General features: G+C 33.9%; 21 protein-coding genes. 7 read left to right on the forward strand and 14 right to left on the reverse strand.

What is annotated here, in order from left to right; genetic code table 11:
* Positions 1–1,080: 1,080 nt before the first annotated feature.
* The 13 genes from ACN5J3_RS10200 to ACN5J3_RS10260 form a co-directional block, all read right to left on the reverse strand.
* Complete coding sequence (locus ACN5J3_RS10200; protein WP_418511675.1) at positions 1,081–4,251, reverse strand: M1 family aminopeptidase; 3,171 nt, start codon at positions 4,249–4,251, stop codon at positions 1,081–1,083.
* Entirely contained in the window at positions 4,248–5,120 is an 873-nt protein-coding gene (locus ACN5J3_RS10205) for an ABC transporter ATP-binding protein (protein ID WP_418511676.1), read from the reverse strand. Before ACN5J3_RS10205 ends, ACN5J3_RS10200 begins: the two co-directional genes overlap by 4 nt.
* A 21-nt stretch (positions 5,121–5,141) precedes the next feature.
* Complete coding sequence (locus ACN5J3_RS10210; RefSeq protein ID WP_418509985.1) at positions 5,142–5,345, reverse strand: helix-turn-helix domain-containing protein; 204 nt, start codon at positions 5,343–5,345, stop codon at positions 5,142–5,144.
* A gap of 3 nt (positions 5,346–5,348) precedes the next feature.
* On the reverse strand, positions 5,349–5,858 hold the full coding sequence (locus ACN5J3_RS10215) for a DUF2975 domain-containing protein (protein ID WP_418511677.1): 510 nt from the start codon (positions 5,856–5,858) through the stop codon (positions 5,349–5,351).
* A 111-nt stretch (positions 5,859–5,969) separates the two neighbouring features.
* Entirely contained in the window at positions 5,970–6,488 is a 519-nt protein-coding gene (locus ACN5J3_RS10220; protein WP_418511678.1) for an N-acetyltransferase family protein, read from the reverse strand.
* Positions 6,489–6,497: 9 nt separating this feature from the next.
* A complete protein-coding gene (locus ACN5J3_RS10225) occupies positions 6,498–6,827 on the reverse strand; it encodes a DMT family transporter (protein WP_417291686.1) in 330 nt (109 codons plus the stop codon).
* Between the two features lie 72 nt (positions 6,828–6,899).
* Positions 6,900–7,463, reverse strand: a complete 564-nt coding sequence (locus ACN5J3_RS10230; RefSeq protein ID WP_418511679.1) for a Crp/Fnr family transcriptional regulator — start codon at positions 7,461–7,463, stop codon at positions 6,900–6,902.
* 242 nt (positions 7,464–7,705) lie between these two features.
* Positions 7,706–8,827, reverse strand: a complete 1,122-nt coding sequence (locus tag ACN5J3_RS10235; protein WP_418511680.1) for a T9SS type A sorting domain-containing protein — start codon at positions 8,825–8,827, stop codon at positions 7,706–7,708.
* Between the two features lie 228 nt (positions 8,828–9,055).
* A complete protein-coding gene (locus ACN5J3_RS10240) occupies positions 9,056–9,571 on the reverse strand; it encodes a hypothetical protein (RefSeq protein ID WP_418511681.1) in 516 nt (171 codons plus the stop codon).
* A 97-nt stretch (positions 9,572–9,668) separates the two neighbouring features.
* On the reverse strand, positions 9,669–10,187 hold the full coding sequence (locus ACN5J3_RS10245; RefSeq protein WP_417291690.1) for a hypothetical protein: 519 nt from the start codon (positions 10,185–10,187) through the stop codon (positions 9,669–9,671).
* A 188-nt stretch (positions 10,188–10,375) separates the two neighbouring features.
* Positions 10,376–11,170: a cation transporter gene (locus ACN5J3_RS10250; RefSeq protein WP_418511682.1), complete on the reverse strand. Its 795-nt coding sequence runs from the start codon at positions 11,168–11,170 to the stop codon at positions 10,376–10,378.
* A gap of 1,373 nt (positions 11,171–12,543) precedes the next feature.
* Positions 12,544–13,206 (reverse strand): T9SS type A sorting domain-containing protein, encoded by a 663-nt coding sequence (locus ACN5J3_RS10255; RefSeq protein WP_418511683.1) that lies wholly within the window; start codon positions 13,204–13,206, stop codon positions 12,544–12,546.
* Positions 13,207–13,405: 199 nt separating this feature from the next.
* A complete protein-coding gene (locus ACN5J3_RS10260; RefSeq protein WP_418511684.1) occupies positions 13,406–14,044 on the reverse strand; it encodes an outer membrane beta-barrel protein in 639 nt (212 codons plus the stop codon).
* A gap of 213 nt (positions 14,045–14,257) precedes the next feature.
* Between ACN5J3_RS10260 and ACN5J3_RS10265 the strand changes: the two genes are divergently transcribed.
* Genes ACN5J3_RS10265 through ACN5J3_RS10275 form a run of 3 tightly spaced genes read left to right on the forward strand, consistent with a single transcriptional unit; the run spans position 14,258 to position 17,644 of the window.
* A complete protein-coding gene (locus tag ACN5J3_RS10265) occupies positions 14,258–15,625 on the forward strand; it encodes an alanine/glycine:cation symporter family protein (protein WP_418511685.1) in 1,368 nt (455 codons plus the stop codon).
* 50 nt (positions 15,626–15,675) lie between these two features.
* Positions 15,676–15,930, forward strand: a complete 255-nt coding sequence (locus ACN5J3_RS10270) for a DUF4212 domain-containing protein (protein WP_417291176.1) — start codon at positions 15,676–15,678, stop codon at positions 15,928–15,930.
* Positions 15,920–17,644: a sodium:solute symporter family protein gene (locus ACN5J3_RS10275; RefSeq protein WP_131507386.1), complete on the forward strand. Its 1,725-nt coding sequence runs from the start codon at positions 15,920–15,922 to the stop codon at positions 17,642–17,644. The genes ACN5J3_RS10270 and ACN5J3_RS10275 overlap by 11 nt, the downstream gene beginning before the upstream one ends.
* 2 nt (positions 17,645–17,646) lie before the next feature.
* Here the strand turns inward: ACN5J3_RS10275 and ACN5J3_RS10280 are convergent, their stop codons facing one another.
* Positions 17,647–18,564, reverse strand: coding sequence for an AraC family transcriptional regulator (locus ACN5J3_RS10280; protein ID WP_129760709.1), 918 nt, complete (start codon positions 18,562–18,564; stop codon positions 17,647–17,649).
* Between the two features lie 228 nt (positions 18,565–18,792).
* Between ACN5J3_RS10280 and ACN5J3_RS10285 the strand changes: the two genes are divergently transcribed.
* The 4 genes from ACN5J3_RS10285 to ACN5J3_RS10300 all read left to right on the forward strand — a co-directional run bounded on the left by ACN5J3_RS10285 (position 18,793) and on the right by ACN5J3_RS10300 (position 24,410).
* Complete coding sequence (locus ACN5J3_RS10285; protein ID WP_418511686.1) at positions 18,793–20,292, forward strand: aldehyde dehydrogenase family protein; 1,500 nt, start codon at positions 18,793–18,795, stop codon at positions 20,290–20,292.
* Positions 20,293–20,361: 69 nt separating this feature from the next.
* Positions 20,362–20,727, forward strand: coding sequence for a DUF779 domain-containing protein (locus ACN5J3_RS10290; protein WP_418511687.1), 366 nt, complete (start codon positions 20,362–20,364; stop codon positions 20,725–20,727).
* Between the two features lie 2 nt (positions 20,728–20,729).
* Positions 20,730–22,637 (forward strand): acetate--CoA ligase, encoded by a 1,908-nt coding sequence (gene acs, locus ACN5J3_RS10295; RefSeq protein ID WP_418511688.1) that lies wholly within the window; start codon positions 20,730–20,732, stop codon positions 22,635–22,637.
* 54 nt (positions 22,638–22,691) lie between these two features.
* Positions 22,692–24,410, forward strand: coding sequence for a serine hydrolase (locus ACN5J3_RS10300; RefSeq protein WP_418511689.1), 1,719 nt, complete (start codon positions 22,692–22,694; stop codon positions 24,408–24,410).
* Positions 24,411–24,418 lie beyond the last annotated feature (8 nt).

Genomic DNA, 24,418 nt, shown 5'->3' on the forward strand with positions numbered 1-24,418 from the left:
AGCATAACACACAAAAGCTTCGAAATTCAGGGTGCCGAGCGATAAAAAATGATTCAATAAATCATTTTAGCGAAGGACCCAGCCTGCAAGCTGGCTCACCCGCGAAGTTTTGGTTGTGGTTCGCTGAATAGCGAAATGCCTACCGACAGTAAAAGGACTTTTTGATTCGTTTTTGGTCCCTCAAAAATGAACAGACAAACAAACACCAAACACAGCCTATGCATAACTCAATACTCAATACTCACAACTCACTACTAACTCCCCACAACAAACCCAATTCCTGCACAGCAGGAAAGCCACTGTCGTAAGCATAACACACAAAAGCTTCGAGATTCAGGGTGCCGAGCAATAAAAAATGATTCAATATATCATTTTAGCGAAGGAGCCAGCCTACAAGCTGGCGTACCCGCGAAGTTTTGGGTGTGGTTCGCTGAAAAGCGAAATGCCTACCGACAGTAAAAGGACTTTTTGGTTCGTTTTTGGTCCCTCAAAAATGAATAGATAAATAAACACCAAACACAGCCTATGCATAACTCATTACTCACTGCTCAATACTAAATGCTAACTCCCCACAACAAACCCAATTCCTGCACAGCAGGAACAAAACGACCTACTAGTTCTTACCAAAAAAAAATAGACCAAAAAGCATCCGTTAAAAAGCTTCTGCCTGTCCGAATTCAGCGTAGCTGAAAAGATCAGAAGGTTTACGCTGCGTTGGTCAATTTAGGAAAGAACTAGTCAGTCTAGCGTTTTTTTGTTTCTTTTTTGGGCAATGCAAAAAAGAATAAAAATCACCACCTATCATACAAAACATACAGCACAAAGCATTAATCAATCAACCTCTCACTACTAACAACTCAATACACATATACAGTTATTGACCATGTTCTTTTAGTTATTGACCATGTTCTTTCAGTTATTGACCATGTTCTTTTAGTTATTGGCCATGTTCTTTTAGTTATTGACCATGTTCTTTTAGTTATTGACCATGTTCTTTTAGTTATTGACCATGTTCCTAGAGTTATTGACCATGCATTATCAATTGTCCATTAGCAATCCTCTAGTATCAACTGTTAGTTATCAATATGCAAACATAACTTTAATTTTGTCCTTAAGTTTATCATCGCTGACCTTCAAAATCGTTTCTAGTAAATCAGTTGAAGTAGGCTTTGCATTAGGATACGCGTGTTGATCTAAAAATATACGTAAAGCCATGTTCAATCGTTCTTCGCCCAGTAACTCACTCAACTCAACAAAAACAATAGCACCTTTAGAATAGGAAATAAACGCATTGTTTTTTGTAGCTTTCAATAACGATAAGTCATCAGTAAACCCCTTTTCAGCTTCATATATTTGTTTATGTATGGCCACACGTTCTAGCATTTTTGCCTTGCCGTACATGTTTTTATATAGCATCATTTCGGTATACATAGCCAAGCTTTCAGTCAGCATGGCATAACCTTCACGGTAATCAGGATCAATCTGGTTGGTTCCCCACCAAAAATGCGCTACTTCATGCCCAGCCAATTCATTAATAACATCTTGATTATGGTTGCCCGCTAGGTTGGCATGAAACGTCATATGTTCTGTCATAAATATAACACCAGGATAAGCGGTGCCTGCAAAACCTTGTGTAAACGATGACACTTCGGCAAATTGAATAGACGAAAACGGATAAGGTCCAAAATATTTAGTACAATAATCTAATGACAGCTTTGTGTTCTCAATAAGGTGATCTACATTGTTTTCATGCAAAGGATGATATAAAACCTCAATAGAAACATCCTTATGTTGTGCTTTTTTAACCTCATAAGCAGCTGATGAAACCGCAAATCTAAAAGGAATGGCGTCTGCTTTATACTTATAGTAATTTCTATTAGCGTCTTGCCACTGCGATTTTAACGCGCCCGTGCCAACAGCAATTTGATTATTATCGGTTGAAATTTGCATGTCCAAAGAAATAAAGTCGTCTATATGAGTCTTTACTGCATCAAATGGTTTCATAGCTGTGGCTTTGCCCAAAGCATGTTGTTTTCTAATAGTCTTGTCTGAAATTTCCTGACTAGCATCATACCCAAATTGAGGATAATAACGACTTATTCGCATAAAAGAGCCATCTTTTACAATCGCATTAAAAGGATTATGACCATTTACAGCCTCCCATTTGTAAGCCAAATGAAAGGTGAGTTTTGCCGAGTCTTGGGCTTGTAATGCCTGTTTTAATGGTATTTCTGAAATAGCCTTGTCTAGCGTTATGGTATCATTTTTATAGCTAAATAAAAGCGCTTGTATCTCAAAGTCTTCAGGCACGCTTATTAGTATAGAATCTATAGCGTGTTCGTGCTGGTTTACCAACCAATATGTGCCTTTTATCTGGTAAGCTTGGTCTTCAGGAAACAAATCTATTTCTGTATTAACCTTTTTTATGGTTGGCTGCGGAAGGTTTTGGTATGCTCTATAATGCTTTTCGTAAGCAACGCGCGCTAATATGTCAGCGTCTTTATCTTTGGAAACATAACCATCTAAAAACGAATAGCCGCTCACCATACCTATACATATGCAACTAACCATAGCAATAATCAAGCGGTGTCTTTTGGCTTTAGTTTTTATCAAACCGTATAAAGCACATACAAGTCCTACAAGAGCAAACCCAAAAATCAGTCTGTAAATAAACGGCATTACATAAGCACCGTAACCTATAAAATCGCTATAAGCACCTTTGTAACCAGATAAAAAACGAAACAACGGATTCGTAATCATGTTTTTTGAAATAGGCGTCACAAATAATAAGAACAACAAGATAGATATACCCAGTGCCACCGATTTACTCTTACTTATGTTATTAATAAAAAGAAGTAGTAACGCAAAGAGTGTAAGTGGCAACGTATTAAATACAAACACACCAAAATATGCTTGCCAATCAATAAAAGGATATTTAAATATGAGCTGAAAGATAATCGCTTCCAAGAGCATTAAACCCGTAAGAAACATGATTAAAAGCACCATGCTTATAGCGTGTCCTAATAGGCGCTCTTTGGCATAATAAGTCGTATTTTGAATGATTGAAAATCCACTAGCATTGGCACGCCAAAACACATCGTTTGTAAAATAAACCACAACAAGTGCACCTATAAAATAAAATGTTTCGTTAATGGTTTTAGCCAGTAAACCAGAGCTAGCATACTGTTGCGGCAACCTAATGCCCATATCTATATCGCCATACATTTCTACACCTACATAAAATAACAGTAAAGCAGAAACCGAAATAAGCGGAATACTTTTAAACAAATAAATAAAATCGATTTTCACAAAAGAGCGCAGCGCATGTTGTTTTGTTTTTGAAGTAAACAACGTATTTACTTTCGCAAACGGAACATCTAGTAGCTTGGTTTTTTTAGGCGTTCTTTCAGCCTGTTTTTTTGTTGACTTTTGTTTGAAAACTGGCAGAAATGAGAACGCATTTATGCCTAATTTCATAATGAATAAAGACAGTAGCACAACACCTAAACGGTTTATAAATAGTATGTTACTAAACGATACGATGTTGTGATTTCTTTCAAAAACACTAAAGTCCTTGGCATCATAAAAATAAGCCGACAATCCAAAAATATCAGTTATAGCAGATACTTTTTGAGCAAATAAAGACTGCGGTAACGATTGTGCCATAAACGGCGCGTTTGAAAACATGAGCACAATCATATAGGTGATGTACAACATCAATCCTGCAATAGCGACCAATAGTTTATTCTGAAATTTTTTAGCAAAGAAAAACAGGATGCTGCATACCAATAAGCTATTTACCACGCCAAAAATCAAATAAGGATATACATAATGCCACAGATGAAAATCTGCAAGCATTTCAGAATCTGTTTGCACATGCAACCCAATAACATACCCAAGCATTACAATAAAAAAACTGAATGCAGTAAGTAAAAAGAAGGATAAAAAGCGTGCTAATGCAAAGTCGCGTTTTTTTATAGGTGTGGTAAAAACAATTAAATCAAAGTTAGCGTCACGTTCCTTAAACAAGCCAGAAAAGGCTAGTAGTGTAGCTGTCAAAATAATAAGTAAGCTCAACAAACCAGTCATAAACCCAACAGCATAGGGCGCATTGGCAGCAATGCCATCGCCTACATTAATATGAAACTTATAGCCTGTAAAAAAACCAAGCACCAAATACGCCAACAAAGCAAATTGCGTTGCTATGTGTTTTAGCGCGCTATATATATCGTTTAGTAAAACCGTTTTCATGTTGTGCTGTTTAAATATGTGAAATAAGCGTGCTCTAAATTTGGAGTTACAGCTTTAAACCCAGTTGGGCAAACATCGGCATACACGGTTACATGCATAACTTTTTCAATAAATTGCTTACTGATGATGTTGTGGTTTGGCTCAAGATGTAATAATTCGTTTTTGGTTGTTGCTTTTTGCCATATTTTCCCTTGTAAGGCTTCAATAAATTCATTTGGGCTACCTTTTGCCACAATAGCGCCTTGTTTTATAATCGCCATATCCGAACATAGATTTCGTACATCTTCTACCAAATGCGTCGATAATAAAATGATAATATCTTCGCCTATTTCGCTCAATAGTGCATTAAATCTATTACGTTCTTCAGGATCTAAACCTGCTGTAGGTTCGTCTACAATCACAATTTTAGGATCTCCCAATAACGCTTGAGCTACGCCAAAACGTTGTTTCATACCACCAGAAAATGTATGTACTTCTTTATTTTTGGCATCAACTAAATTCACTTTATCCAGAAGATTCATAATTTGATCGTGGCGCTCGTTCTTGTGATGAATACCTTTTAGTTTAGCCAAATGTTGTAGTAAATTGTAAGCCGAAACTTTAGGATAAACACCAAAATACTGTGGTAAAAACCCTAACTGTTTTTGTATTTCTAATGGGTTTTTTACAATATCTGTATCGTTAAAACTAATGTGTCCTTCGGTTGGTTTTTGTAAGCCTACAATGGTTTTCATAAGCGAAGATTTCCCTGCGCCATTAGGCCCAAGTAAGCCAAAAACACCGTTTGTTATGTTTAAATTTATGGCATAAAGTGCCTGGTGTCCGTTGTTATACACAAGAGACACATTGTTGATATTCAATGTATTCATAAGATAATATTTAAGGGAGTGCTAGTCTACATAGTCTATAATGTCTCCAGGTTTACAGTCTAAGGCTTTGCATATTTTTTCTAAAGTTTCAAAGCGAATGCCTTTGGCTTTTCCATTTTTTAGTATCGATAAATTTGCAGGTGTAATGCCAATTTCTTTAACCAATTCTTTACTCTTCATTTTTCGTTTGGCAAGCATGACGTCTATATTTATTACAATGGGCATAGTTTAAATGTATAAGTCTTGTTCGTTTTGTAAATGCAATCCTTGGTTAAATATTTCTGACATAAAAAACACAAAAACACCTAAAACAAGATGCAGGATAATTAATAGAAACATTTCGTGTTCTATGGGCATAAAAAACGATGTGAATATGGTGAGTACAGTTGGTAGAAATATATTGACAAGATAAAACCGTCGTAAATGCACAATATTTTCGGCGGTAAATAATTTGTCTTGGTAAAATACCTTAAAGACATTAGATAGTAGCCAAAAAAACAAACCATACCCTAAAACAGGAATTAAAAACGAAAAGATTAAATACGTTGTGTTGCTGTCTAAAATTAAAAAAGACGCTTCTGTAAAAGGGTAGGTGATAATTGTTTGCTTATCTTTTATAAGCAAATGGGTGTTTGTTACCCAGCTGAATAACCCATAAACACCAGTAATTAAATACAAACCGCCCAATATCCTTGAGATGTAGTATAAAACTTTGGAAATAATAATTGATTTTCGCATAAAATAAAAAGTAATTTATTACTGCAAATATATAAAAATATATCGTTTTACAATAATAAATTACTTTTTAAGATAATTTTTTTGTTTTAGTATGTGTTAGTAATAACTGTTTTAATTCAGTTGTAATTGCATCATAATGTCGGTTTGTTCGTCATTACCAAGTTTAAAAACATGCTTATCAAATGCTTTAAAACCATTTTTCTCATAAAACCTGATGGCTCTTGGGTTTTCTTCCCAAACGCCCAACCACACATAGTCTACATTCTTTTCTTTAGCTATTGCTATAGCTTTGTTATAAAGTATTTGACCAACTTTTTTTCCGTGAAATGCTTTTAATACGTAAATGCGTTCAATTTCTAGTGCGTTATGGTCTTTTATTTCGGTTTGCGATTGCCCAACGTTCACTTTTAAATATCCGATTGTTTCTCCGTCAAGTTCTGCAAAGTAAAATTCAGCGTTTGGGTCACTCAATTCTGTTGTTAGTTTTTCAGTTGAAAATCCGTTTTCTAAATATGCCTTCATATTTTCTTCGCTATTTCCTGAAGAAAACGTTTCAGCAAAAGTTAGCTTTCCAATGCTTTGCAATTCATTTAAGTCGTTGACTGTTATTTTTCTGATAGCTATTTCCATGCTTTATAATTAATGAGTTGATACGGCTTTTAATCCAATGATAGAAGCGATTAGTGTAGTGAGAAATAGTATTCGCAAAAATGTTGCAGGTTCTTTAAACACAAAGATACCTACCAGAACCGTACCAACGGCTCCAATGCCTGTCCAAATAGCATAAGCTGTTCCAATAGGTAAAGTTTGGGTTGCTTTAACTAAAAGCCCCATACTAATGGCAAGTGTGATTAAAAAACCAGCATACCATAAATACATCTCGTTTCCAGATGCTTGTTTTGCTTTTCCCAAACAAAATGCAAAGGCTACTTCAAATAAACCAGCAATAATTAAAATGATCCAATTCATAAACTTCTATATTTTGGACAAAGGTCTTAATAAGGTTTGAAGAAAAATTTAACAAATGATAAAAAACGAAACTTACATAATATTAGCACGTATTCTGCTTAAACTTACTTGTGTTATCCCTAAATAGGAAGCGATGAGCCCAAGCGAAACGCGTTGTATTAAAGTGGGATGTTTTTTTAAGAGTTCTATGTAACGTTCGGTTGCGGTTCCTAGTTGATTTGATATAAAACGTTGTTCGGCTTTTATAAGTTCTTGTTCAGCAAACTTTCTGCCCCAATTTGCAATGTCAATATCTGTTGCGAATAAATTTTGAAGGCTTGCTGTACTAATTTTGTAGAGTTCGCAGTCTTCTAATAACTCAATATTTTCGTAGCCTTTTTTATTGAGAATATAACTTTTTAGTGAAATAATGGTATCGCCTTCTTCGCCAAAAGCAATGGTAACTTCGCTGTCATCAAAATTTGAAAACGTACGCGCTATTCCCTTTTTTATAAAAAAGATATCCTTCTCAACCTTATCCGAGCGGATTATAAGGTGGTTTTTAGGAAAGCTCACTTCCTCAAAACACTCAATAAATTTGTGTTTGGATGATGCGTCAATTGGATGGGTTTTATCAAGAATTTGATCAATGTTCATCAAGGTTTACACTTTTATAGTTTTTGGTTGCATTACGGGAAATCAACGAACCCTAAAGTTCCGGAATTGCTCCTAAACCGAAAGATAGCAAATTGAAATGACAACAGCGCAGCAAACTAACGCAGACTAGCAACCTCATTAAAGATTAGCATGGCTAAACTTAAAAAAAGCTTGCCCAGAACCTACTCAAAAATGAATAGAATCTGGGCAAACAATTACTTATAGGTTATGTTGGTAAATGTTTATTTTTTTATAAATTTTAAACTATTTCCGTTTTCAAATATTAAGAAATATATACCATTTGATATATCTTGAATGCTAATCTTATCATTTTCTTGAATAGTACCGCTTTTAAGTTTTGCTCCAAGCGTGTTATAAATTGCATATGCTTTTTTGCCTCCATTAATTCCTGAAACTTGAATGAAGTTAGAAGAAGGATTTGGAAAAACTGCTATTTCATTCTGATTAGATTCAGTATTATTAATTGACAGTGTAGAGTCAAGTTTAAAAATATCAATATCTTTAGGGTAGTTGCCAGGATAGGTTTGAATTGTAGTCTTATTAGAACCGTTTAAATTATACCTATCAAGTAAGCCTCCATTAGTAGAAAGCAGATACATATAATCGTTTTCTACATCCAATTCTATATCAATGTATAATAAAGAAGAACCTGCAGTATATGTTGTTAAAACGGTTTTGGTATTTCCTGTTAAATCCGTTGTAAAAATTTCTGCTGCTGTATTATCTCTGCTTATGTGATAAATTTTATTATTAGCAATATCTATCTTAAAATCACTAGGAAATTGTGTGCCTCCAACATAGTTATATATGGTTGTACTGTTATTACCATTTAAGTCATATCTTGTTAAATTGTCACCATTCATATCTAAAGCATACAAATGACTGTTTACTAGGTCTAATTCTATTGCATTTAAGAAATTAGTAGCACTTGGTGTGTATGTAATTAAGCTATTTTTGTTTGTGCCATCTAGGTCAGTCGTAAAAATTTCACCATTCATGGCATGGTAAATTTTCCCGTTTATTAAATCTAACTCAATATCTCTTGGATTAGTTGGGTACGTGTATATTAATGTGTTGTTAGCACCATTTAAATCGTATTGTATCAAGTTTTTTCCATTTTGGTCAAGCACATACATTTTATTGTTATTTGCATCAATTTCAATATCATTTGCTAATGACGATGAGCTAGGTGTATATGAAGCCAATAGGTTTTTTGAAGTGCCATCTAAATTTGTAGTAAATGCGCCTTCGCCAGAATCTATATGGTATATTAAATCAGTTTGCGCATTAATTGCATTTATAATTAAGGTAAATAAAATAAGTAAAGTGTAAGTTTGTTTCATGGTAATAAATATTTTTTATTATGTTGGTTAATAATAGTTTAGGGAGTGTTTTTTTTAATTTCGGAACCAAATGTAGCAAATAAAAACGAATATAAACTAGCACAAATCGCAAACTATGTGTTAAATAATTTTCACAAGTTTTAGTAGAATGTAGTTAAAGAATAGGAGAGAGCTAGCTGCCTGTTTACTCCTTAAGGAATACTTATAGTTGTTGTTGTACGAAGTATTTTAAGTCCACACAGCGTATTCAATCGAAGTAATTAATTTTGTCTTTTGGTCAAATTCAATTATTATCGGACAGCAATCATCGTTATTGTGTGTAAACATTATAGATAAACCTCCATCTGTCTGTTTATTAAATAAGATATTATTTCCGAGTTTTTCAATCGAATCTCCAACATTCAAGTCAATATTTTTGATACAAATATTATTTGTTTTCAGGTAATAAATACTTGGTTTAGTATAATTCAAATCAAATTCACCAAACGATATTTTTAGTCCATTTTTATAATTAAATTCCCTTGTTTCTTCTCCAATTTCTTTATTAGCAATATTGACTTTTCCTTTCCCAAACAACGTTTCCATTTCCGCTATGTCACCATAGGTCATTTTAATTTTTTCGAACAATACATTTTCAATTTTAATACTCATAAAATCGTCAGTATTCAGCTCGTTTATTTTAGGTTGAGCAATTCCAACACTTAAAAAAAGTAAAAGAAGTATTATTGTTAAATTATATTTCATTTTTTAGTTTTTCAATATTGATAACAACGTTAGTGATTTTTCAGAAGTAGGCGAGAACAAGCAATTACTTATAGCCATTGTTGTGGTTAGTTTTTTATTAATTTATCAATTCAATTACAAAGTCAATTCCGAAAATCATTATAGAGATTCCAATTATTGAAAAGGCGAAATCAGTTCCTCTTAATTTTCGGTTTTCAACTATTTCTCCAGCTCTAAAATTCAATGATGTAATTACTAACTCTTGTTTGTAAATCAGCCAATACAAATACCTTAATAAGGAAAGGATAATAATTAAAATCGGAAGCATCATCAGATATTCCAAATATGAACTTCCGATTGTACTTATAAAATCTGAATTTTGTTTATATTTCAGATAAATTCCAATTTGGAATAATGCAATTAAAGTCCAAATGGCTATAACTTTTACATTTCTTAATCTTTTATAGTAAAGTCCGTAAAGTAAAAAAGGGAAACCAAATCCGAAAGCCAATACACTTTCATTAATTGTCTTTTGAGGGAAAATATTTTGATAATAGAAAATGAAAATCAGAAGTCCGATTATTAAATATAATCCGAGAACTATATAGTCTATTTTCTTTAAATCAGTTCTTTCCATTCTGTTTTGTCAAATTAACCACAACGGTTCGGCTATGAGTAGTTGCGTGGTTTAGCGATTAACTTTGTAAGTACACACCAAACTGAAAATCCGCAAGGATTTTGCTTCGCCAGTTCGCTTCGCTCGTGTCAGAAGTAGGCGAGAACAAGCAATTACTTATAGCCATTGTTGTGGTTAGTGTTTTTTATTTATTTACTCAATTTTAATATTCTAAATGCTCCTTGAATTACCAATACAAAAACGATTGTTCCGATAATCAAATCAGGTTTGCTTGAACTCAACCAATTTACTAAAACTCCAGCGATTATAACTCCCAAATTGATAATCACATCGTTCGAGGTAAAAATCATACTTGCTTTCATATGAGCTTCTTCCTTGCTCTTTGACTTTTGCAAAATATAAAGACAAATTCCGTTTGCAATAAGTGCGAAAATCGAAACAATAATCATTGTCGAAAAGTTGGGTAGTTTCTCGTCTCCGAAAAATCTCCTTAAAACTTCTACAAATCCAATAATTGCAAGTGTTATTTGAAAATATCCAGCAAGTTTGGCAATCCGTTTTTTCTTTATTACTGTTCCGCCAACCGCAAACAAACTAATTCCATAAACAAAACTATCTGCAAGCATATCTAAACTGTCTGCGACCAAACCCATTGACTTTGAGATTATTCCTGTTGTCATTTCGATTAGGAAAAATGCGAAATTTATTCCGAGGACAGTCCAAAGTAATTTTTTTTGATTTGCATTTTCATTAAATTCCGTTTGGTCAGTTTGTACAGTCGAGATTTTCTTTCCGCCTAAATTCAGTTCGATAACTGACTTTTCAATTTGGTCAGTTTCTCCGCTGTGAAAAACGGTCAGTTTTCGGTTCGGAATGTCAAAGTCCAAATTCGCAATACTTGAAATTCCGTCCAATTTCATTCGGATTAAATTTTCCTCTGAAGGACAGTCCATTTTAGTAATCTCAAATATTGTTTTATTCATTTAGTTTCTCGGTTTTTTTACATTAACCACAACGTATGGATAAACACACTAGTGTGTTTATTTTTATTATATATACACCTACAAATCTAACAGATTTTTTATAAAATAAAACCACTTTTTGTCATATAAACATAAATTTACACCTCCGTACCTCACACAAAAACAAACAATTAAAAACAAAACAGTAAAGTAGGAGCGCGCAATCAATCTCCCATTCAAAATCACTACCACCACAAACCCAATTCCTGCACCGCAGGAAAACCGCTGTCGTAAGCATAACACACAAAAGCTTCGAAATTCAGGGTGCCGAGCCATAAAAAATGATTCAATAAATCATTTTAGCGAAGGAGCCAGCCTGCAAGCTGGCGCACCCGCGAAGTTTTGGGTGTGGTTCGCTGAATAGCGAAATGCCTACCGACAGTAAAAGGACTTTTTGGTTCGTTTTTGGTCCCTCAAAAATGAATAGACAAACAACCACCAAACACAGCCTATACACAACTCATTACTCATTGCTCAATACTCAATACTCAATACTCAATACTCAATACTAAATGCTAACTCCCTACCACAAACCCAATTCCTGCGCTGCAGGAAAACCGCTGTCGTAAGCATAACACTCAAAAGCTTCGAGATTCAGGGTGCCGAGCCATAAAAAATGATTCAATGTATCATTTTAGCGAAGGAGCCAGCCTGTAAGTTTGCGTACCCGCGAAGTTTTGAGTGTGGTTCGCTGAAAAGCGAAATGCCTACCGACAGTAAAAGTACTTTTTGGTTCGTTTTTGGTCCCTCAAAAATGAATAGACAAACAACCACCAAACACAGCCTATACACAACTCACAACTCACTACTCAATACTCACTACTCACTACTCAATACTCAATACTCAATACTCAATACTCATATACAGTTATTGACCATGTTCTTTTAGTTATTGACTATGTTCTTTTAGTTATTGACCATGTTCTTTTAGTTATTGACCATGTTCTTTCAGTTATTGACCATGTTCTTTCAGTTATTGACCATGTTCTTTTAGTTATTGACCATGTTCTTTTAGTTATTGACTATGTTCTTTTAGTTATTGACCATGTTCTTTTAGTTATTGAGCATGTTCTTTTAGTTATTGACCATGTTCTTTTAGTTATTGAGCATGTTCTTTCAGTTATTGACCATGTTCTTTTAGTTATTGAGCATGTTTTTTTAGTTATTGACCATGTTCTTTCAGTTATTGGCCATGTTCTTTTAGTTATTTATCATGTTCTTTCAATTATCAAACCTCTATGGTTAATAAACAATAGTATATAACAAAAAAAGCTACAAAGTATAAACCCTGTAGCCTTGATAAGTAAAGCATTACTGCTTGCAACTTAAAGCAGTTACTCCTTTATAAACTTAAATGTAGTGTTGTTATCAAGTTTTAATAAGTAAATACCATTATTCAAGTTTTGAATATTAAGCTTGTCATTATTAGCAATAACGCCGCTTTTAAGCTTAACACCAATAACGCTATATATGCTATAATTGGTTGGTTTTAATAACCCAGATATTTCTATATGCGTATGAGATGGGTTAGGGAATAAGCGTATTGTACCTTGCTTTTCAAAAGGTAGTGTGTTTAATGTATTTCCTGATAACGTTATAATACTATCAGGACAAACACCTTCATCACCTACCCATGTACCTGTACTTAAATCTGGAGGAAATGGCGCTGTAGCAGTAGTATTGTAGTATAATACATAATCATAGTTAGGTGCGTTCATTGGGCCATCATTGTCTAATTTAATTTCCCATCTGCTTAAAGCAATGTTCCAAATTATTTGAACCTCACATACACCAGCAGGACAACTTTGTGAAAAATCACTAGGAGTACTCTCAAAAGTTTGTCTTATTACACCACCATCATCAGTAGTACCTGTGATGTTTAACACGTAATCTTGCGGTCCTAAAGCGTTTGAAGTACAACCTCTAAAGGTTATTTGACCATAATTTACACTGTACATTAATACAGCAATAAGTAATAATAGGTAATGTTTTTTCATAAATAAGTAGTTTTAGGTTAGGGCTTTACTCATAAAAGTAAAGGCCGAAATTACAGTTTTATATTTTAAAACAAAATCTTTTTTTTCATATTTTATATTAATAAAATAGAAGCCGTAATCCTATCATTATATTTATGATTATAAAAAAAAAAGAGAGGCTTCAGCGAAGCCTCTCTTTTGAGTTCTTTTTCCTCTAGATTTAAAGGTAAATAGAAACTCCAAAAATAATATTTGATGTATTAAAGTCAAATCTAAAACCATTTCTTTTAGAGTAATAACCATCGCTTTGTTCACCTTCAGAGTAGTTGTAACCCAAAGCACCTATCGTAGTTTCTAAAGCAATTTTATCAGAAATAAAATAAGTGAAACCTGGTCTTATACCTGCAAAAACTGATTCGCTATCAGAAGATGTATTCATAAAAGTCTCATCATAATCACTTTTTTGTTTAGAAAAACGCGCTTCACCTTGTACTAAAAAAGCCATTTTCTCTCCTACAGGAAAGAATTTTCTAACATACGGAAACACATGATATGAGTTTGTGTTTACTGTAGTTTGTTGGTTTGTATTACTTGTGGTATCTTGTTTGTAATGACCATAACCAATACCTAATCCTAAAATAAGGTTATCATTAATGGCATAACCAATTTTAGGAGCAAAACTAAAGCCAAATTCATCTTGCTCTACGTTGTTATTGTTGCTTTCAGTATTTGAAAAATGTAACGATATGTCACCACTTACATTCCAAGTGCCTTTATCAATTGTAAGTTTTTCTGAATTTTCTTGTGCATGAGTAATAATACTCGTTAAAACAAATGCTAATAATAATAGTTTTTTCATTTTAAAATAATTTTAAGGTTAGCCTCTTATTTGACAAAATTTATGCCCCTAATTACAGTATAGGAGTTAAAAAATGTTAATGTTTTAACCTGAAAAATAATAGGGTTTATAATCAGGTGTTTAGCTAAAAATAATATTTGAAATACACCTATTTATGTATGACACGGTTTAAGTAATATTTCTTTATTACATTTATAATTCTTAAAAAAACACATGGAAAAACTTAATCAACTCATATCAGATTTTGCCTCAATGGCTTGGGGATTACCATTGCTTATCATTTTAGTAGGTGGTGGTTTGTACTTGTTAGTACTGTCAAGATTTTTACCATTTCGGTTTTTTGGGCATGCCATTCAAGTGTTGCGTGGTAAGTATGACAATCTTGATGACCCTGGAGAAATAAGTCATTTTCAAGCTTTAACAACAGCACTCTCATCTACCATTGGTATGGGTAATATTGCCGGTGTTGCTGTTGCTATATCTATTGGCGGACCAGGAGCTGTTTTCTGGATGTGGGTAAGTGCTATTATAGGTATGAATACCAAGTTTTTTACTTCGGCTTTAGCTATCATGTTTCGTGGTAAAGATAGTAGTGGTGCTTTGCAAGGTGGTCCTATGTACTTTATAGTAGAAGGATTAGGCAAGTCTTGGAAACCTCTAGCAATGTTTTTTAGTTTTTGTGGTTTGGTTGGAGCCTTTCCGGTGTTTAATGTTAATCAATTAACACAGGCTTTAAATGATATTTTACTAGAGCCAAATGGGGTTGAGACAGGTATGGTATCAAACTTAATTATTGGGTTTAGTTTAGTGATTATTACAAGCATTGTTATTTTGGGTGGTTTAAACCGAATTAGTAAAACTGCTTCACGTTTAGTTCCTAGTATGGTTTTGTTATACTTCGTATTAGTGTTTATTATTTTAGCAGTAAACATTCAAGAGGTTCCTAAATATTTTGCACTTATTTTTACAGATGCCTTTGCTGCAAATAACTATTCAGGAGATGCATTTCTTGGTGGTATGGTCGGCGGATTAATATTATTAGGGATTCGTCGCGGCGCGTTTTCAAACGAAGCTGGTATTGGTACTGCACCTATGGCGCATGGTGCAGCAAAAACAGCCGAGCCTGTTCGTGAAGGTTTGGTAGCCATGTTAGGACCTTTTATTGATACTATAGTTATTTGCACATTAACGGCTCTAGCTATTTTGGTTACAGGTGTTTGGCAAACCACAGATGCCAATGGTGTGTCTCTTACAGCATCAGCTTTTAGTAATGCTATGCCGGGAATAGGTAAATACTTATTGCTAATTTGTATTATGGTGTTTAGTATCTCATCATTATTCTCATATTCTTACTACGGTACAAAGTGTATGGCTTTTTTATTTGGAGCTAAAAATAAAAAGTATTACAACTACTTATATATAGTTAGTATCATACTAGGTGCTACAACTTCCTTAAGCATGATGATTAATTTAATAGATGGTTTTTTTGCTTTAATGGCAATACCAACTATGGTTGCAACCATTGCTCTTGCTCCAAAAGTTTTAAAAGAAATTAAACATTATAAAAACAGAATTGAATAATGTAATAGATAATTGTCTATATTAGAGTGGATTATTTAAAATAGTTTGATATGAGCAAAAGCAAGGAAAAAGCCTATTGGAAAGAGAATATTAGGTATTTACTTTTATTATTAAGCATATGGTTTCTGGTGTCTTATGGCGCAGGAATTTTATTTAAGGATGAATTAGATACCATACAATTAGGAGGCTTTAAACTTGGATTTTGGTTTGCTCAACAAGGATCTATGTACGTGTTTGTTGTCCTTATTTTCGTTTATGTTAGATTAATGAATAAACTAGACAAAAAGTACGGATATGATGCATAATTTCTTTTTAAATGTAGATGTTCAAACATGGACCTACATACTCGTTGGTATTACATTTTCTTTATACATAGGTATTGCTATTTGGTCTAGAGCAGGTTCTACAAAAGACTTTTATGTTGCTGGTGGTGGTGTTTCTCCATTGGCAAACGGAATGGCAACAGCAGCCGATTGGATGAGTGCCGCATCATTTATTTCTATGGCAGGAATTATCTCTTTCAGTGGTTATGATGGTTCTGTGTATTTAATGGGTTGGACTGGCGGCTATGTGTTATTAGCCCTTTTATTAGCACCTTATCTGCGTAAGTTTGGCAAGTTTACAGTGCCTGATTTTATAGGTGATAGATATTATTCTAAAACCGCGCGTATTGTTGCTGTATTTTGTGCTTTGCTTGTGTCTTTTACTTATGTGGCAGGACAAATGCGTGGCGTTGGTGTTGTGTTTTCTCGTTTTCTCGAAGTTGATATTGATACAGGTGTTATTATTGGGATGCTTATTGTTTTGTTTTATGCTGTTTTAGGTGGAATGAAAGGCATTACTTATACACAAGTAGCACAATACTGTGTACTTATTTTTGCATTTATGGTTCCTGCTATTTTTATTTCTATTCAAATGACAGGAAACCCGATTCCGCAACTAGGTTTTGGGGATACTTTAAGTGATGGTTCAGGAACTTATCTATTAGATAAATTAGATGGGTTAAGCACAGAACTCGGTTTTTCTGAATATACCAATGGCTCAAAATCTATGATTGATGTCTTTGCAATTACCTTGGCATTAATGGTAGGTACTGCAGGTTTACCTCATGTAATTGTTAGGTTTTTTACGGTAAAGCGAGTTAAAGATGCTCGTAAATCGGCAGGTATTGCGTTGCTGCTTATTGTTATTTTATATACAACAGCACCTGCTGTTTCTGTTTTTGCAAGAACAAACTTAATTGAAACAGTTTCCAATCAACCGTATGCAACGGTTCCTGAATGGTTTAAAAAATGGGAAGCTACAGGACTTATTGCATTTACTGATAAAAATAACGACGGACTAATTCAATATGTAGCTGACGAATCTATAAACGAATTAACCGTTGATAGAGATATCATGGTGTTAGCAAACCCTGAAATAGCAAAACTGCCTAACTGGGTGATAGCATTAGTTGCTGCTGGCGGACTAGCTGCAGCACTATCAACAGCAGCAGGTTTATTGTTAGTTATTTCAGCTTCTGTTTCTCATGATTTAGTTAAAAAGATTATCAAGCCTAATATTTCTGAAAAAGGCGAACTCATTGCTGCGCGTTTATCAGCTGTTGGTGCTGTTTGTGTTGCAGGCTATTTTGGGATTAATCCACCTGGTTTTGTAGCAGCTGTTGTAGCGCTTGCATTTGGGTTGGCAGCGGCATCCTTTTTTCCGGCTATTATTTTAGGAATCTTTTACAAACGAATGAATAAAGAAGGAGCTATTGCAGGTATGATTGTTGGTATTACAGCTATGTTGTTGTACATGATTAAGTACAAACTAGGTTGGTTTGACGATGTAGTTCCTGATAAAAGCGAATGGTGGTTTGGTATTTCTCCTGAAGGGTTTGGAGCAGTGGCTATGGTACTTAATTTTGTAGTGTCTATAGTTGTTATGAAATTTACAAAAGCACCACCAGCTGAAGTTCAAGAAATTGTAGAAAACATAAGAATACCAAGTGGAGCAGGCGAAGCTGTTCAGCATTAAAACTATTTACTGATAGAGTTTTTAAACTGCTGTGGAGTCATTAATTCCATTTTTTTAAACTGCCTGTTAAAGTAGCTGGTGTTATTAAACCCAGACTTAAACGCGATTTCAGACATGCGTAAATCTTTGGTTTCCTTGATAAGCTTTTTAGAAAATTTAATTTTTTCAGAATTGATATAATCTATAGGTGAGACACCAAGTGTGTTTTTAAACTTCTTATGAAAATGTGACGCGCTCATACATGCTTTTTCTGCAAGTAAATCTACGGTAATGTCTTTATTGGTAAGGTTTTGTTTAATGTATTTAATAACAAAACCTATACGCGTGTCGTTAAAAATACCATCAGTGTCATTCAATAAAAAAGCTTTTGCTTTGGTTTGTAAAAGCCTTACAATAAGCTCTTGAATCATTAAATCCAATAAAACATCTTTTGACGAAGTAGTGTTAGTAAAAGTATGTACCAAACGCTCAACTAAATGGTTAACATCTACATTATTTATAAGATGCGAGGCGTTATCATCTAATTTCCAATTGTTGTTTTCGCTTTCAATAGTTACATGATGATTAAACTTTTCAACGACTTCATCAATTTTATCGCTATCTATTCCAAGCGCAAGACATTGCGTTGGGTCATTGGCTTTTGCCAACGGAAAATCAATAATCATTTCTTTATTAGTTGGCATCACAACAGATTCGCCTGGAAAAAAATCAAAAGACGGTAAACCATCAATATGCATTATCTTTTTTCCGGTAAGCATACTCGCTATAACTGGAAAATTGAAAGTTAATGATACCTTTTCGGCATATTCATGGGTTTCATAAATATTCAATTCGGCATAATCTGCATTGTAGGTAGTACGATTCTCTACCAAAGTGGTGAGCTTTCTATGGCTTTTATGATGTCTTAATAAATGATTCATACTCAATATTACAAAAATTGAACAAGTCTATTTTAGTGTTGATAGATATGTTCAACAATTTAATAAATATGTTCAATAAAATCAGAATATCATAAAATAACTTTATAAAAATTATCAATAATATAAACATTTATGCTTTAAATTGTTTAAATGTTAAAATTTTTAACAATTCATCATGATTGATAATTATCTGATTTTAAGCGAAATAATAATCTAAACTAAAAAAGTATGAGTTATTCAAAACCAAAGTTTAAAGAATCCTATGGAAATTTTATAAACGGAAAGTTTATAGAACCATTGGATGGTCAATATTTTGAAAACCGATCACCAATAGATAATAGTGTGATTGCGAAATATCCAAGATCTCAAAAAGAAGACGTAGAATTAGCATTAGATGCAGCAAATGCAGCAAAAGAAAGTTGGGGAAACACATCTGCAACAGAGCGTGCAACCTTATTAAATAAAGTAGCAGATATTATTGAAGCAAATTTGGAAGAGTTTGCATTGGTTGAAACCTGCGATAACGGGAAAGCTATTAGAGAAACCCTTAATGCCGATGTACCTTTATCTGCAGACCATTGGCGTTATTTTGCAGCGTGTATTCGTTCTGAAGAAGGTAGCGCAACCGAACTAGATGCCAATACCTTATCTATGAATATTAAAGAGCCACTTGGTGTTGTGGGACAAATTATTCCATGGAACTTCCCATTATTAATGTTATCATGGAAACTACCTCCTGCATTAGCAACAGGTAACTGTGTGGTATTAAAACCAGCTGAACAAACACCATCATCAGCTACGTTATTAATGGAAAAAATAGCCGACGTGTTTCCTCCAGGTGTAGTAAACGTAGTACATGGTTTCGGACCTGAAGCAGGAAAACCTTTAGCATCAAGTTCTAAAGTAGATAAAGTAGCTTTTACAGGCGAAACAACCACAGGACAATTGATTATGCAATATGCGTCTAAAAACCTAAACCCAGTAACTATGGAGTTAGGTGGTAAGTCACCAAACATTTTCTTTAATAGTGTTATGGATGCTGATGATGCTTATTTAGACAAAGCTATAGAAGGTGCTGTATTATTTGCTTTTAACCAAGGCGAAGTTTGTACATGTCCATCGCGTTTATTAGTACAAGAAGATATTTACGATAAGTTTATGGAGCGTGTTATTGCACGTACAAATGCTATTGTTCAAGACAATCCGTATGATGTAAATACCATGATAGGAGCACAGGCTTCAAACGATCAGTATGAAAAAATTCAGTCTTATTTAGAGATAGGAAAAGAAGAAGGCGCTAAAGTATTATGTGGTGGAGAAGCTAATAAGTTGGATGGCGAACTTGCAAATGGGTTTTATATCAAGCCAACCATTTTAGAAGGTCATAACAAAATGCGCGTATTCCAAGAAGAAATTTTCGGACCTGTAGTGTGTGTGACTAAATTTAAAGATGAAGCTGAAGCTTTAGAGATTGCTAACGATACACTTTACGGTTTAGGCGCTGGTGTTTGGACACGTGATGCGCACCAATTATATCAAATACCACGAGCTATAAAAGCAGGTCGTGTTTGGGTAAACTGTTACCATTCTTATCCAGCACATGCGCCATTTGGAGGCTATAAAAAATCTGGTTTTGGTAGAGAAAACCATCAAATGATGATGAGCTACTACCGTCAAACTAAAAACATGCTAATCTCTTATGATAAGAATAAGTTAGGTTTCTTTTAATAGTTAAAATATAATAGCAGATAAAGGCTGGGTTTAATTAATTCAGCCTTTTTTATTAAATTTATAGTAATGCAACGATTAGATATAACAGAACAAGCAAAAACAATAGTTAGGCAGCTAAAAGAAAAACATGGCGATTTGATTTTTCATCAAAGTGGCGGATGTTGTGATGGCTCTGCACCAATGATTTTTGAAAAAGATGATATGTATTTAGATGAAAGTGATATTCATCTTGGAGATATTGAAGGCGTTCCTTTTTACATGAATCAAGACCAATTTGAATATTGGAAACACACACACTTAACGATAGATATTACCGAAGGTAGAGGTGCAAGCTTCTCTTTAGAAATCCCTTTAGGACTCCGGTTTATAATAAAGTCTAGATTACTAACACAAGAAGAAGAAAACTATTTTAATAAAACGAAAACAGAATAATAATGAGTAACTATCATATCAAGCATTTAGAAGAATATTATCAGGTTTATAGAAAATCAATACGAGAACCAGAAAACTTTTGGGAAGAAATAGCAGGAGAACATTTTCTTTGGAGAAAAAAATGGGATAATGTTTTAAGTTGGGATTTTAAAAAACCAGAAGTAAAGTGGTTTGAAGGTGCCAAGCTTAATATTACTGAAAACTGTTTAGATAGACATCTAGCTACTAGAGGCGAAAAAACCGCTATATTATTTGAGCCTAATAATCCAGACGAACCAGCAGAGCATATTACATATTGGCAGTTGTATAAGCGCGTAAACAAGTTTGCAAACGTTCTTAAAAGTCAAGGAATAGAAAAAGGAGATCGTGTTTGTATTTACTTACCAATGATTCCTGAATTAGCAGTAGCTGTTTTAGCGTGTGCACGTATAGGTGCTATCCATTCTGTTGTTTTTGCAGGGTTTTCTTCAACGGCATTAGCAACGAGAATTAATGATTCTAGTTGTAAAATGGTTATTACAAGTGATGGATCTTACCGTGGTGCAAAAACAATAGATTTAAAAGGTATTGTAGACGAAGCATTAGAGCAATGTGATTCAGTTAAAACAGTATTAGTTGCAAAGCGAATAAACTCTGAAATATCAATGAAATCAGGAAGAGATCATTGGTTACAGCCATTATTAGACGAAGCTTCAGATGAAGGAAAGGCAGAAGTCATGAATGCTGAAGATCCTTTATTTATACTTTATACATCTGGTTCAACCGGTAAACCTAAAGGTATGGTACATACAACCGGAGGTTATATGGTTTATTCGGCTTATACATTTAAGAATACATTTCAATACCGTGATGGTGATGTTTATTGGTGTACAGCTGATATAGGTTGGATAACAGGACATAGTTATATTGTTTACGGACCATTAGCAAATGGAGCTACAACCGTTATGTTTGAAGGTGTTCCAAGTTATCCTGATTTTGGACGTTTTTGGGAAATTATTCAAAAGCATAAAATAACTCAATTTTATACAGCGCCAACTGCAATAAGGGCTTTAGCTAAACATGGTGCTGAACTAATAGAGTCCTTTGATTTATCATCATTAAAAGTTTTAGGTAGTGTTGGAGAACCAATTAATGAAGAAGCATGGCATTGGTATAATGATAACGTAGGTAAACGAAAAAGTCCAATAGTAGATACATGGTGGCAAACAGAAACTGGAGGTATTATGATAACACCAATTCCGTATGTAACACCAACAAAACCAACATATGCAACCTTACCATTTATAGGAATTCAACCAGCGTTAATGGATGAAAAAGGAGAAGAACTAAAAGGAAATCAAGTAGAAGGTAGGCTTTGCATAAAATTCCCATGGCCTGGAATGGCAAGAACTATTTGGGGTAATCATGACCGATATAGAGACACTTATTTTTCTGCTTACGAAGACAAATATTTTACAGGAGATGGCGCTTTACGTGATGAAGTAGGTTATTATCGTATAACAGGAAGAGTAGATGATGTGATCATTGTTTCTGGGCATAATTTAGGAACAGCACCAATAGAAGATGCTATTAACGAACATCCTGCGGTTGCTGAAAGTGCTATTGTAGGATTTCCTCATGATGTTAAAGGAAATGCACTTTATGGTTATATTACATTAAAAGATGAAGGTGAAAGCCGTGACCAAAATAACTTACGTAAAGAAATAAATCATCTTATTTCAGAACGTATAGGACCAATAGCGAAACTAGATAAAATTCAATTTACAACAGGTTTACCTAAAACGCGAAGTGGAAAAATAATGCGTCGTATTTTAAGAAAAATAGCTGAAAAAAACACAGATAGTTTAGGTGATACAAGTACATTGTTAAACCCTGATTGTGTTCAGGAAATTATTGATAATGCGCTTTAAATGTAACATAATTCATTTTTGGGCGCCTAATAATTGGATTTCATAAATAAACACATGAAAAAAATCACATTATTGTTTGTTGCGCTTTTAGCATGCTTACAAGTAGTTTCACAATCCGAAAAAATTTCTGAAGAAGTAAAAACACATGCCCAAGCTCTTGTTGATACAGAGCACAATGTAGGTATTGTTATAGCATTTATTAATGGAGATACTGTAGATTTTTTCAGTGTTGGTACAACTGATTTGCAGAATAATATACCTGTAAATGAACAATCTGTTTTTGAAATTGGTTCCATATCAAAAGTCTTTACAACTACTTTGCTAGCCAATGAGATTGTAAATGGAACTATGAAACTAACAGATCCTATTTCTAAATATTTACCAAAAGAAGTTTCAGTACCTTCTAGAAACGGAAGAGAAATCACCTTGTTAGATTTAGCAACTCATACATCTGGATTACCAAGAATACCAAATAATTTCGAACCTAAAAACCCGAACAATCCCTATTTAGATTATACGCAAGAATTAATGTATGCCTTTTTATCAAGCTATGAATTGCCTAGAGATATTGGTTCAGAATATGAATATTCTAATTATGGTATGGGATTATTAGGGCATATTTTAGAACTACATACAGGTAAAAGCTATGAGGGTTTAATAATAGAAAAAATTGCGTTACCATGCGAAATGCCTAATACAAGGTTGGTTTTTAATGATTATATGAAAAGCCACCTAGCAAAACCGCACGCACAAGGTGTTGAAGTGTCTAATTGGGATTTAACAAGTTTGGCTGGAGCTGGAGGAATTCGTGCTACTACTAAAGATATGGTACAGTTTATAAAGGCTAATATGGGTGTTTTTAAACCATCTATCTATGATGCAATGACATTTAGTCAAAAGGTTGCCTATGAAAATAACAGAATGAAAATGGGGTTAGGCTGGAACTTTGCCCAAAACGGAAAAGATACAGTTGTTTGGCACAATGGTGCTACGGCTGGTTACAGATCATTTACTGGGTTCATAAAAGGAACCCAAAAGGGCGTTGTTGTTTTAGGAAATTCAGATGGAGATATTGGGCGTTTAGGTATGAAGTTATTAGGCGATCCAAGACCTTTTTCAGCACCTAAAGTCTCAATTCAAACAGTTATAAATAAAGAGATTGAAACCAACGGAATCCAATCTGCGATAAAACTTTATAAAAAACTAAATGCTGAATCTTCAAATGATTACACCTTTAGTGAAGATGCGTTAAATACATTAGGCTATAAATATGCAGCCGAAAATAAAGATGAAATTGCATTAGAACTTTTTAAGCTTAATGTAGAAAGTTATCCAAATACTTCAAATCCATATGATTCTTTAGGAGAAATGTATTTAAAGCTAGAAGACACAACCAATGCTATAAGCAATTATACAAAGTCACTACAACTAAATCCTGCTAATGACAACGCACAAAGTGTGCTTACACAATTAGGTGTAGATACATCAAAACTTAAAGTTGATGTTGACATTCCAGAGGCAACATTAGAGTCTTATTGCGGTAAATATGAATTACAACCTGGGTTTGTAATAACGATAACCCGAAAGGACAAGCAGCTTTTTGCACAAGCAACCGGACAACCGCAGTTTGAATTGTTTGCTTCAGATATAAATAAGTTTTACCTAAAAGTAGTAGAGGCTCAAGTGACTTTTAATACTAATGATAATGATGAAATTGGGAGTTTAACCTTACATCAAAACGGACAAAATATGCCTGCAAAAAGAATAAAATAGACAAAAAT

The sequence above is a fragment of the Corallibacter sp. genome (genome assembly GCF_048381695.1).
GTDB lineage: Bacteria > Bacteroidota > Bacteroidia > Flavobacteriales > Flavobacteriaceae > Corallibacter > Corallibacter vietnamensis.